General features: G+C 47.5%; 9 protein-coding genes. 6 read left to right on the top strand and 3 right to left on the bottom strand.

The genetic code is table 11. The features are described 5' to 3' along the window. Positions 1–3 precede the first annotated feature (3 nt). Positions 4–3336 (top strand): hypothetical protein, encoded by a 3333-nt coding sequence (locus C1Y43_RS19695; RefSeq protein WP_104189366.1) that lies wholly within the window; start codon positions 4–6, stop codon positions 3334–3336. A 442-nt stretch (positions 3337–3778) separates the two neighbouring features. On the opposite strand, the gene C1Y43_RS19690 is transcribed toward C1Y43_RS19695, so the two are convergent. Then, positions 3779–4360: a DUF2726 domain-containing protein gene (locus tag C1Y43_RS19690; protein ID WP_158252675.1), complete on the bottom strand. Its 582-nt coding sequence runs from the start codon at positions 4358–4360 to the stop codon at positions 3779–3781. A gap of 325 nt (positions 4361–4685) precedes the next feature. Between C1Y43_RS19690 and C1Y43_RS19685 the strand changes: the two genes are divergently transcribed. Continuing rightward, on the top strand, positions 4686–5480 hold the full coding sequence (locus C1Y43_RS19685) for a ParA family protein (RefSeq protein WP_104189362.1): 795 nt from the start codon (positions 4686–4688) through the stop codon (positions 5478–5480). A 435-nt stretch (positions 5481–5915) separates the two neighbouring features. Here the strand turns inward: C1Y43_RS19685 and umuC are convergent, their stop codons facing one another. Next, positions 5916–7187: a translesion error-prone DNA polymerase V subunit UmuC gene (gene umuC, locus C1Y43_RS19680; protein WP_104189360.1), complete on the bottom strand. Its 1272-nt coding sequence runs from the start codon at positions 7185–7187 to the stop codon at positions 5916–5918. A 1-nt stretch (position 7188) separates the two neighbouring features. Further along, complete coding sequence (gene umuD, locus C1Y43_RS19675; protein WP_071199882.1) at positions 7189–7629, bottom strand: translesion error-prone DNA polymerase V autoproteolytic subunit; 441 nt, start codon at positions 7627–7629, stop codon at positions 7189–7191. An 875-nt stretch (positions 7630–8504) separates the two neighbouring features. Between umuD and traC the strand changes: the two genes are divergently transcribed. The 4 genes from traC (at position 8505) to C1Y43_RS19655 (ending at position 12331) form a co-directional block, all read left to right on the top strand. After that, positions 8505–10427 carry a type IV secretion system protein TraC gene (gene traC / locus C1Y43_RS19670; protein WP_104189358.1) on the top strand — a complete coding sequence of 641 codons (1923 nt, stop codon included), beginning with the start codon at positions 8505–8507 and terminating at the stop codon, positions 10425–10427. After that, positions 10424–10801, top strand: a complete 378-nt coding sequence (locus C1Y43_RS19665; RefSeq protein WP_104189356.1) for a TrbI F-type domain-containing protein — start codon at positions 10424–10426, stop codon at positions 10799–10801. The genes traC and C1Y43_RS19665 overlap by 4 nt, the downstream gene beginning before the upstream one ends. A gap of 907 nt (positions 10802–11708) precedes the next feature. Continuing rightward, positions 11709–11978 carry a hypothetical protein gene (locus C1Y43_RS19660; protein ID WP_104189354.1) on the top strand — a complete coding sequence of 90 codons (270 nt, stop codon included), beginning with the start codon at positions 11709–11711 and terminating at the stop codon, positions 11976–11978. Positions 11979–11992: 14 nt separating this feature from the next. Then, positions 11993–12331, top strand: coding sequence for a type II toxin-antitoxin system RelE/ParE family toxin (locus tag C1Y43_RS19655; protein ID WP_104189352.1), 339 nt, complete (start codon positions 11993–11995; stop codon positions 12329–12331). Positions 12332–12348: the final 17 nt, after the last annotated feature.

Genomic DNA, 12348 nt, shown 5'->3' with positions numbered 1-12348 from the left:
AATATGTCTGATAACGCTTTGTCACAGTCTCATTCCGGAAGTGGTGATAATGTTGCAAATAATAAAGTGGTTTTTGAAACACACGTATCGGTTATAAACAAAATCGTACCTGAAAACCTTCAAACTCCTATAAAAGACATACTAAAGCAAATTAGAAGCAGAGAGTTTATAAAAGCAAGGGATGGTATTAAATTTATTGAAGGGATGAATAATTTAAGTGAAGAGATAAAGGAGCTTTTACAACTATTAGTAGTAAAATGTGACATCAGCGAGAAACAAGATGGATCAAACGATTTAGCGTTACTCAATAGTATTTATTCAACTTCAAAAGACCCTATGATAAAGGATTTAGCTCTATCACTTATCTTTAGAAGTGAGGTCTTAAAGTTTGGAGTTGAACATTCACTCAAACGCTATAATAAGACTCCACCTATAGGGTTGTTTAGCCGAGCAGCTGCATTACAGTTATTTGCTGATAAAATTGAATTAATAGAGGTTTTTGAAAGTGAAATATCATCTTTAACAGAAGAGGAAAAGTTAGGGTTGATTAATGGTCTGTTTAGGGAAGAATGCTATGAAGAGGCATTAGAAGCATCAGAGGATCTATACCATTGCTATGACAATTATAATTCCAAAGTGGTTCTGCTTTTTGCTAAGTCTTATAAACTTGATGTATCTCTCAAAGGAACTGATTACTTCACCCTAAAACAAAACAAGAAAAATGAGGTGGTGAATTTAATTGATGAAGCAATTTCTCTTTTTAAAGAGAGTGAAGATATTGATATAAGGTTTTTTAATATCTTTGTTCCATGTTTAATTTACGTTAAGATGACGCATAAAGAACTAGAAAATATATGCTTGGAAAATATTGAGCAAGTAAGCGTTATAAATCAAGATTTTTGTGAGGATTTAAAGTTAAAGAGTGGAAGGAATGATCTTTCAAGTGAACATCCTGTTAATATTATAAGTAAAACTAAGAGAGATAAAGGGTTTGAAAAGGAAACAATAAATAAAATAACGCAAAAAGAACAGGTAAGTTATAATGAATTAAGAATGGCTAAAGAGATAATGCCGTTTGCTGAGTTTAAAGATTGGGTAGGTAAAGGGGTAAATATTGAGGGGGATTTCACTAGCGTTGGTGAAAAACTAAATAAAATATTTATTGCGATAAGTATAAAAGATAAGGATTCAATAAAAACGACTCTAGCTGAACTAGCTCAAGAAAATCATGTAGAGCTTCAAAAGGCATCATCTGAATTTATAACAATGCTCGCTGATTCTATGCAGGCTATGGGCTTGATATATGATTCATGTAGTTTAATGTTAAAGTATATAGGGGAATTAGATGATGTTTGGTGTTCGCCTTTAATAGAGAACCTTATTTTTTCTCTTTATCATGCAGCAAGATATAAAGATTTCCTATGGCTTTCGGAAAGAATTAATGATCAAGATAAAACATTAGATTTTGATAATATAGTTATTTACACTCAATTGCATTTTGATTCGCCAGACAAAGCTTTTAAGCTAATTGAAAATTATAAGCATGAAAGTAATATTGAATATTTGCGATTAAGGTTGTTGACTTTCATAAAGCTCGACAGGCAAGACTGCATCATGCAAGATGTTGAAAATTATGATTATTCTTTATTTTTCCCACCTTCACGGGTAATCGGAAATTTTGTGGATTTATTAGTATATAGTAATCAAATGGCTGCTTTTGAAAAGATAGTGGTTAACTGGTTCATTGACTCTCCGGAAAAAAATTACCTTTACATATCAGAGGCATGCCTTAGCCTTGTTCTTAATGAAAATAAGGTTGATTTCAATCCTTCATATGATGTTCAAGGGTTATCATGCGGTATTCAATATAGGGATGGTAGTAAGACTCTAACTAAACTCATATCAAACCAAAAAAAATTTTCTAATCCTTATATCTTAAATCCCGATACAGCTTTAGCGATTAGTTTGACGAATGCTAAAGCAGGAGATAAGTTAAACGTTGGGTTCAAAAGCATTGTAGTAGAGGAAATTATCCCTCCATATGTGGCGATCCATAGATTAGCTATTCAAATTCGAGATGAGTTTAACGATGGTTCTGACTCGTTTCAAACCTTTAGCGTTCCAAACGATCCTGAAGAATTGATGCAGCAGTTAAAAATTAGTCTTTCCGTTAAACAATCAAGCGTGGAGTCCTTACAAAAAATCATCAGCAATGATATAGTCCCATTAAGCTTTCGAATGTTTTTAATTGAGAAGAGCGATCATGTCAAAGCTGCTTTGTCGTTACTTCTTAATAAAAATTCTTTTATGAAAGGATTTATAGATTCAGGTGAAGAACACTGCGAATCTTTCTGCACAGACTTAATAACTATTGTCTACTCTTGCTTAACTTCATTTTCTAAATTCTTTATAGGGAAAAACATAAATTTGTATATAATGCAGGAGGATATAGACGCTATCAATAACTGGATTGAACGGATTGATAGAGATAAATATGTGGTTTTGGGTGAGTCTGAATCAGGAAAAATGTTTTTTAATACAGCCAAAGATATAAGAGAGCACTTCGGTTCTTTTTTAAGTAACCTCAGAGAGATTTGCTCAATTTTATATCCACTAAACTTAATTCCTGATAACTATAGTCAAGAAACAATAGATCTTGTTGAGTCATTTGGGCAAAACTATCCTAAGCAAGTTTATGCATATAAAAACTGTGGTTTATCCTATCTTTCTATTGACTCACAAAACTGCTTTTTGACTAAAAGTCTTGTTCCAATAAATTTGGCCAATGCCAGTAAAATATTCCATGATGCTAGAGAATATGTTGCCTTTTCTGAACGGGAGGAAGGCCTGTTCTTGCATATTCATGGAGCCATGCCTTACCCATTAATGATTAATGACTTCATTGAGTTATCAATATCTGAAAATGATGAAAATGGTCTCCATTTATCATCGCTCATTAAAAAATATGCAGGTAATTATAATAATAACATCAAACTACCGCATTTTATGGGGGTATTAATGGCTAATTATTGTGACAAATCACTAAATCACTGGGGTTTGAATGGATTAATTTATAAGAATAACCCATTTGGGCCTCGTGTCGATAGAGTCTTTAATGCTGCCGCTACAGCTATCATTTCAAGTAATGAGCCCGGAGATAAAGAAACCAAATTTGCTAAGTTTTTCGTATCTTTATTTTTTTATAATAACTTTATCAAAGGCTTTGTAGGTCTTGTGAATCATTTGGCCTATGATTTTTGCAGAGGTCATTTTTTAAATGTCTCCCGTGTTAGAAAGCAAGTTGGGAGAGTTCTAAGAGGAAATGTTAATTTATAATGAACGTCCCTCTCGATAAGAGGGGGGTTAAAGGTTGTTATTCTTTTAAGCTTTGTTGTAAATATCATGCTGATATATTAACAATATAAAGCACTTGCCGAACAGACGCAGATTATCAAAAAAATACTCTAGGCAGCCGATTTAATTTCTGTACATTAAGTTCAGCTCACGGACACTTAGTATTATAGGGCTTTAGTATTTTTTCACAGACACAGCTGCAAGACGTAGCTGGCGAACAGCTTGATATCTATATGGACTAGTTACTGCAGGACATTAGCTGCTGCGAAGCGGAAGCTGATGACTGTTCACGCGAGTTCGGGAATGAGGTTTATCACAGGATAAAGCAACGCATGTTGCATCAGGAATTGAGGCGGCACCGCAGGGAGCTGCGGCGCGTACTTGATGAAAAAAAGAGACGTCTTTCCTAGTGGTGTCACTGAAGTCAGGCGGCTCTTACATGCAAATGGTTACTGATAGCTTCTATATCCGCATCTGTGTAGCCTTCAGTTAGCTCAATGAATGCTATTCCTGCACTGCTGCATGATTCACGTTTGACCGCGTCACGCAAAATCGCGTCGTCCTGATAATGGCCGCTGCCGTGATATTCAACAACGGCTATTGGCTGCCCTGACCAGTCTATGATCACGAAATCTGCCCGTTTGCTGTTAATCGCCAGGTAAGCCTGTTTGTCATCTGAGCCCAGAATCTCACCAAGTGATACCTGAGAGAATACGCGATACCCACGGTGAGACGCTGATAGCAACTTTTCGAGCTTGCAGAATACACGGTACTCACTTTTATTCATCAGAGGACGCTTGCGAAAATCGCTGGTTCTGACGGCGTTCAGTTGTCGTTCGGCCGTAGTTTCTTCCCGCGTATATTCAGGCGCTGGTCTGTTATCCCGCCACTCCGGTTTCTGAGTTGGTGCTGGCCGGTATGGCCTTTTCTTACGTTTCTGCTTATCTCGTACTGCCAGAAAAATCACGACCGCAATGGCAATAAGAAGCCAGTTAAATGTATCCATGAGCGATGTTCCCTCCTTAAACGTAGTGCAGGTTATCATGACAAGACCTGCTATTTTTACAAACTAAACTTGCCCGTCCCCTGCCCTTCTCTTCTAAAGCCACTAAATATATGTACCACTGTTAAGCAGTTAAGATTAGCTAATTCAGCAATTTAAAAAAAATATGTATATACATAAGTATATACGTAATTGATTTTTTGGGAGGTAACGTGTCGTACCCGGCAATGATTTATAAGCAGCGATGTATATGCTTATGTATATACATTGACATGGCGCAGGATGCATGTAGTATGCATATACCTTTGTATATACATGGCGGTGTGAAATGAAGAAGCCCTACATTATTTCTTTTGCGAACAGCAAAGGCGGTGTTGCCAAAACGACAAGCTGTATTGCGGTTGGATGCGCGCTGGCTTCAGCTGGCTATAAGACCTTACTGGTTGATCTGGACCACCAGGGAAACCTGAGTGACGACGTGGGATGCGGTGACGAAGACTATACAATCACCGATCTTTTTGAAGACCCTAAGTTCGACACCAATAAACTCGTTTATACCGCCCTCGACGGGGAAACCGTCATTCCTAACCTGGATGTTATCCCCGCCGATATAACCCTCGCAGTTGAAGCACGCAGCGCCGAACGTTTCCGTCACCGGCTCAATATTCTGGATGAAGGCCTGGCAAGACTCAAAAACGTTTATGACTTTATCCTGATTGACCTGCGGCCAGCCATCGATCTCAGCATCGAAAACGCGCTACTGATAACAGATAAAATTGTTGTGCCGGTAGATATGGATCGCAGGGCAGTAAAAGGCATTGATGACCTGTTTCAGGTTGTTCGCGAAGTAAGGCGTAATGACGATTTTGTATATACACTTGTAAAGACAAAAGTTAACGAGTCTCACTCTAAAATGAAAAAAGCCATTGATGGGTACATCAGTGAAGCGGGCTACAAAGTTGCGAATACTGAAATACGCCAGAGTGAGCTTTTCAAACAGGCAACTGAGGTGCATCGTCCCGTTATGATGTTCGCCAGAAATGAACGTCCTTACCGGGATTACAAAGCCTTCACGCAGGAGTTGTTGCAGCAGATTGAGGAGGCCGCAAGTGGCAAGAAGTGATCGTATAGCGAAAGGGGTTACGCGCGTTACTGAACGCAGAAATATCACAACCGGAAAGCAGATGAACCTTCGCCTTACTGGCCTGGATGACGATGCGCTATCCATTCTTGTTGAAAGAATACAGGAAAGGCTGCCTAACAAAAACATAACGCGGTCGCGTGTAGTCCGGGCCGCCTGCTATATAGAAGATGATAAGTTGATCGATAAGCTGGCTCAGCTTCTCGTTGAAAACACTTGATTTGTATATACATAATACAAGCTTAATGCATATACGTATGAATATGCTTTTGTATATACATAACTAGAGCGTAATGCCTATACATTTGCATAGGCATTATTGTATTGATGGGTTATGAATATGCTGATTGCTCTCAGGATTTTGTATATATATTTGTATATACAATAACGCGCTGTAAGCAGCCCTGCAGCTGGATGTCAGATTAATTTTGCGACCGGTAATTCTTTCCAGTTTGTCGTCCATGCTTTACTCAGCATCTCCCGCTTCATCTTCCAGTCAGGGTCGATACCTTTCCCCGCAAAGCCTATGCTGTAGCGCCCGGAGCGGTTCATCGAATCCATTAGGCTCATCAGCGCTTCACTGCCGGAGCGCGGCGCCTCATCGTCGAACAGGTTGAGCTGCGCCACGCCGTTTGGCCGCAGCTCACTCAACATGATGCCGGCTTTCGCATAGCGAAAACCCGGGCGCCAGATCGCGTCTAAGGATTTCACCGCCGCCTCGATGATGTTGCGCGTGTCCTGCGTGCCTACGCGCAGTTTCACAAACGCTGTGTTGCCGTAGCCAGGCTGTCCGGTGTCGAAAGGGGAGGTGCGGATAAACACGGAGATGTGGTGACAGAACTGCCGATCCTCACGAAGCTTTTCCGCCACGCGTTCAGCATACGCGCAGACGGATTGTCGCATCGCGTCATATTCCGTGATGCGCTCGCCAAAGCTGCGGCTCACGACAATCTGTTGTTTGGGCGGGGGCGCATCCTCCATCGGGATGCAGGATTCACCGTTAAGCTCGCGTACCGTTCGCTCCAGTACCACACCGAAATTCTTGCGGATGAAAGAAGGGGAGGTGCGTGCCAGATCGAGCGCCGTTGTCACGCCGAGCAGCTGCAGGCGTTTTTCAAGCCGGGAGCCTACGCCCCAGAGTTCACCCACGGGCTGGCGTGAAAGTAGCGTCTCTGTCCGCCTGGGGTTGCCCGGCGTGAGCGCCAGCACCCCGCGAAACTGCGGCCACTCCTTTCCGGCCCACTGCGCTGACTTCGCCAGCGTCTTCGTCGGCCCTAGGCCGACGCCGACAGTCAGCCCGGTGCAGGTTTTAACATGGTTGCGGATCATGCGGCCAAAATCCTCATAGGGCATGGCCATTTCCATGCCGCGACAGTCGCAGAACCCCTCATCCACTGAATATACCTCCAGACGCGGCACAACTTCCTCGATGCAGGACATCACCCTCGTGCTCATTGAGTGGTATAGGGCGTAATTGCTTGAAAAGATATGGATTTTCTCAGGGAAATGCTGATTCTTTATCTTGAACCACGGATCGCCCATTTTCACGTACTTTTTGGCTTCCTTACTGCGCGCGATAACGCAGCCGTCGTTGTTCGACAGAATGGCCACCGGTGCATTTTTCAGGTCGGGCCGGAATACCTTCTCCGCGCTGGCGTAAAAGCTGTTCACATCAATCAGGCCAAACATGTCAGTTCCTTTTGCGGGGGGTATGCACGAAGTGCACCACTACGCCGAAGATCTCAAGCGTGTCCGGGTCCGGAATAATGACGGGATAGGCGGGATTCATGGGCTGCAGAACGGGCCCCTTCGGCGTAAGCAAAAGGCGCTTTACCGTGAATTCGCCGTAAAGCTCGGCGATAACCACGTCGTTGTGCTCCGGCGTCAGGGAGCGATCGACAATAAGCAGGTCGCCGTCGTACAGGCCAATGTCCTGCATGCTGTTGCCCTGCGCGCGCAGGAAAAAGGTGCTTGCCCGGTGGGCTATAAGATATTCGTTGAGATCGAGCTCCTGTTCCGCGTAGTCCTGACAGGGTGAGGGAAACCCGCAGGGAACACGTTCCAGGAAAAGAGGCCTGAAGCTGGGCGGCGGATTGTCCGCCGGGTGCATCAACTCAAAGGCGTTAAACATAGCTAAAATCCCTGTTAAAGCGCTGTATGTATTTACAGTATTATTAGCTGGCTTCCTGATACGCGCAAGAAGTCGCTTGATCCTCACCGTCGGGAAGAAAATACAGCCATTGATTTATAAAGATTTACAGCGAAACGACAGCTCATAAATTAACCGTTTGTTTGCATGCACTATCGGGAAAGGGCTGCAGATGTTTATCCACAGCTTTACGCGCGGGATGTGCAGGGAAGATGTGGATAAGGGCCCCCTTCGGCTCCCCTGATCGGGTCGTCAGCCCCATTCAGCTAACCGGCAGAGCCGGTAAGCTTCACCGGACCGCGCGACGCGTTCCGGGCCTGCCGGCTGGGGTCTGAAGGCTGAAGGCAAAGCGTGCTGGCGGTCGTCTGAAAAGACCATTGCAGGGTTTTTAAGCGAAGCCTGTTGTGTATGATTAATGTTCATTTTCAGGGAGCTGTCGCATAAGGAGTATGTCTTGAAACCCTTTCAACCCGCCTTTCTCATTCTCATCTGTATTTGCCCGACGCGCGTGCGCCGGGAGGCTGCCGGCTGAACTGCTGCCGGCAGTACCGCATAAAACCCGGACCAGACACATACACGGCAGGGCAGGGGCTGCAGCCAGCCCACAGGCTGGCGCGAACCGCGACGGCCTGAATCCGCCGTCGCTCTGAGGCGCAACGCCGTTTCGCTGCCGCTCAGCCGCCGTTGCCGCTGCATCGTGCTGTGCTTTTCCGCCGGGCTTCACCGGTTTAAGTCCTTTCGCCGGGGCTGAGACAAGCACAGGCGCCGTGGTCGTCCAGGGTGAAGTGAACGCCGTGAAAATTTATTTCCGGCCACTGCGTTAGACCGGAAATAAATGTCCCCGTCGCCCTGGACGCCTGCCGTCAGCCGATCTGAGCACGCAGTTCGTAGACCGCACCACGTCCTGGCGGGTGAAGCCCTCGCATATCCGCATCGAGGGCAGCGACAGGGACAGTAAGCCGTTTGCCGCGCGCATGGTGAACCTGAACCTCGACAATAACCCGCAGGAGCATTACCTGTGGCAGAACGGCAATATCTTTCAGGACCTGATGTCGCCGACCAATGGTATTCCCTGCCCGTTTATCTGCACGATGGTGCTGACCACCGAGGAGCAGATGAAAAGTCAGGGGGAGGCAAACAGCCGATTCCTGGCGCTGGACTCGCGCGTGAACACCAGTTACGCCAAGTATATTCCGTCAACGACGCGCCAGCACGCCGAGTGGAAAGACGCCCGCGCCCGGCTGCTGTCCAATCAGACGTCGCTCACGAGCTACTTCTACGGCATTACGCTGTTCTGCCCGGACGATGACGACCTGACGTCGCGTTACACCGAAAAGACGCGCAACGCCTTCGCCGCGCAGGGGCTGCGCTTCGTGCGCGCCGACTTTATGCAGCTGCGCAACCTGCTGGCCACGCTGCCGTTTGCAATGGTGAACAAAAAGCTGCGCGCTGACTGCCGCAAGACCGGCGGCATCCAGCGTTCGGAGTCGTTTCACGCGGTGAACCTTATGCCGGTCATCGGGGATAACAAGCTGTGCGCCTCGGGCATTCTTATCCCGAGCTATCGCAATCAGGTCGCGTTCATCGACGTGTTTGATGAGAGCCTGCCGAACACCAACTTCAACTGGTTTATGTCCGGCACCTCGGGTGCAGGCAAGTCGGTGCTGGCGAACTCCATTGCGCGCTCGGTGCTGGACAAGGGCGGCACGGTGGCGGTGCAGGACATCGGTGACTCTTACAAGGCGGCCTGCAGCAGCCTGGGCGGCACTTACATCAACGGCGAGTCGCTGCGCTTTAACCCGTTTGCGAACGTCACCGACATTACGCTCGCGGCCGAGCGTATTCGCGATCAGCTGTGCATTCTGGCAAGCCCGAACGGCCTGCTGGACGAGGTGCACGAGTCGCTGATTCTGGAGGCCATCACCGAGTCGTGGCCTCAGTATCAGCAGGACATGCGTATCGATCACGTCATTGAGTACCTCAAAAAACAGCAGGCCGCGATCACTCGCGAGCACTCCTCGCTGATTGGCGGGCGCATTGACGAAATTACCACGCTGCTCGGCAAGTACAGCACCACAGGCATCTACGGGAAGTTCTTTAACTCCTCTGAGCCGACCCTGAAGCCTGACCTGCAGTTCGTGGTCACCGAGCTGGGCGACCTGCGCAAGCAGCAGGACCTGCTGTCGGCCATTCTCTTCACCATCATGATCTGGAACGAGAACATGATGTACACCACGCCGCGCAGCATGCGGAAGATGAACATCATCGACGAGGGCTGGAAGCTGCTGGGCGGATCGAGCACCAAGATTAAAGACTTCATCGAGGAGGGTTACCGCACCGCCCGCCGTCACAACGGCTCCTACGGTACGGTGACCCAGGCGATACGCGATAAAAACCTGTCCACGGCGGCGCTTGCGGCCTACGACAACAGCTCGTTCAAGTTTACCTGTATGCAGGACGCCAAATCGTTCACCACCTTCCAGAAGGAGGAGCCGCACGCCTTCAGCGAGCTGGAGTGGGAGATGATCAGGAAGTTTCCGCCGGCGAAAAAGGCGCGCTACAGCTCGTTCCTGCTGAGCGTGGGCGAATTCTCCAGCTTCCATCGCCTCATTCTCGATCCGCTGAGCGACGGGCTGTTCTCCTCCAAAGGCGAGGACTTCACCTACCGCGAGAAGCGCCTGCGCGAGGGCGCTGACATCAAGGACATCCTATTTGAGATGGCCGACAACGACGCGCACAAGCGCGACATCATCCACATGCTGCGGGAGATGCAACTTTGAATACAAAACACCTTGTGGCGGGCTGCGGCCTGTCGGTTGCGCTGAGCGTGAGCGCATGCGCGGCCGCCTGGTTCCTCTGGCTGAAGCCGCCGGCGCTGGTCACCTTCGACATGAAGGGCACGACCAACGCGCTTATCCGCCAGACCGCGAAGCTGGACCTGACCGACGACCAGCGTAAGGCGCTGCTGACCCGCTTTGACCGCAGCGTCACCACCGCGACGGCGGAATATGCCAGCGAACACGGTGCGGCCATTCTGGTGAGCCCTGCCGTAGTCACCGGCCTGCCGGACGCCACGCCGGAAATTCAGGCGCGCCTCGCCGAGCTGATGAAGGCCGGTGAACCGTGGTCGCAAAGTGGCTGCGGCCTTTTTTAAACACAATTACCCGCAATCAGTATCGGCCAATTAGGCGCAACTACATTCAGCGCTACGCGCAAAACAGTCCTGACTTACGTCAGAAAGAATAATCATAAGAATAAATAAGGTTTTCATGCCGGCATTTTGCGTAGAAAAGGTTAATGCCTTCGCTTGCAGCGTCCGTAGGCGTTTGCGCCGCTCACAATCAAAGGTAGCACCCGCCAAGCGGCGGGCAGGCAGAATCGAATTAGTTACAACACCCATAAACACGTCTGTTAACCCCAGCCCTGTGCCAGGCCTGAAACCCTGCGCCCCTCTCCATCAGGACCCGCGCCGTACCTGAAGCCCGGTTGCCCCCACTGACCAGCCGCCGCCGCCCGGCCCGAAGGGCCGGAACTGCAGTGGCTGATAAATGGGTGTTGTAACTATAATGCTAGGGCCGATGTAAGTAGTGCTGCGGGTTCTTTCTTTCGTCTACGACCGTCAGACTTCAGTGCGCCTGAATGGCCGCTGCTTAAACGGCGTCGGTCAGGGGGTGGTTGGATTTGCGCGATATATAAGTCAGGAAGCGGCTGCGCCGCGCTACCTGCGCCGTTGAACTGCAGAGTGATATGTAGCACCAGCTGGCGCCTTCATGCCGCTGCGCGTCATAGTACAAAGTCTCTTTTGCTGATTTTAACTGTTTAGATTTAACTGATTATATCAGCTGAAAACGGCTAGCCGAAGTTCTGGCAGTAAGCGGCACTAAGTGATGTGGATAAATATGTACACAATTATGCCACGTACGCTATAATCTCATTGCGCCTTTTAACCCCGGCGCATGAGTAGAGCATCAGCTTAGCAATTCTGCGAAGCTTTTAAAAAAAATTTAAGGGTACAGTTAATCCTGTTTTAGCCCTTTTCAAGGTGTTAGTGAGGTCCCTCTATGTCACAAACCATGTCCCAGAAACTCGCAAGAGACAGTCTTGGAAATGCAGGTACTTTCGAAGGAGGTGTTTACGTTACAAAAAACGGTGTAGCAGAACTATTCATCCAGACAGCAGCCGAGCGTCAGGCTGAGTTAAAAGAGCTTGAGCAGGAAAGAAACATAAATGCTCTTTTTAAGCTTGCAATGCAGGCGAAAAAAGAAATTACAGATGGCAAAGGCATGTCTCCAGAAGAAGTCCTCGAGAGGTTGCGTGCCGCAAGAAATTAAAAGCGAGGTATTGAGTGTCAAAGCAGTATCAAGTTTCGATCGCGCCGCTGGCGGAGCAGTGTCTCAGGGATATTGAGTCCTATAAATGCGGAACAGTAGGGGCGCAGCAGGCCGCCAGTTTTGTGGATAACTTGCTGATGGAGTCAGTTGCAAACATCATGCAGGATCCAGAAAGATACCGCTATAACGTCTACCTGTCTGATCGGGGGCTGATGCTCCGCGAACGGCTGGACGTAGAAGGTGAATATCGTGTCCTGTACGATTTTGACGGCAGCACAATAGATATACTGCTTTTTATCAGCATGAAGCAGGATTTTGGTAAAGCGCTCTATCGATATAACATTCTGAAGTGACACTCAATGCCCGGTCA

It is taken from the genome of Pantoea sp. ICBG 828 (assembly GCF_002928355.1).
GTDB classification, from domain to species: Bacteria; Pseudomonadota; Gammaproteobacteria; order Enterobacterales; family Enterobacteriaceae; genus Pantoea; species Pantoea dispersa.
This window is presented reverse-complemented; position numbering and strand designations above follow the sequence as displayed.

Bases quoted from the DNA above. Each gene is read 5' to 3' on its own strand.
- C1Y43_RS19685 (WP_104189362.1), top strand. From the start codon at position 4,686: ATGAAGAAGCCCTACATTATTTCTTTTGCGAACAGCAAAGGCGGTGTT.
- C1Y43_RS19660 (WP_104189354.1), top strand. From the start codon at position 11,709: ATGTCACAAACCATGTCCCAGAAACTCGCAAGAGACAGTCTTGGAAAT.
- C1Y43_RS19690 (WP_158252675.1), bottom strand. From the start codon at position 4,360: ATGGATACATTTAACTGGCTTCTTATTGCCATTGCGGTCGTGATTTTT.
- umuD (WP_071199882.1), bottom strand. From the start codon at position 7,629: ATGTTTAACGCCTTTGAGTTGATGCACCCGGCGGACAATCCGCCGCCC.
- umuC (WP_104189360.1), bottom strand. From the start codon at position 7,187: ATGTTTGGCCTGATTGATGTGAACAGCTTTTACGCCAGCGCGGAGAAG.
- C1Y43_RS19695 (WP_104189366.1), top strand. From the start codon at position 4: ATGTCTGATAACGCTTTGTCACAGTCTCATTCCGGAAGTGGTGATAAT.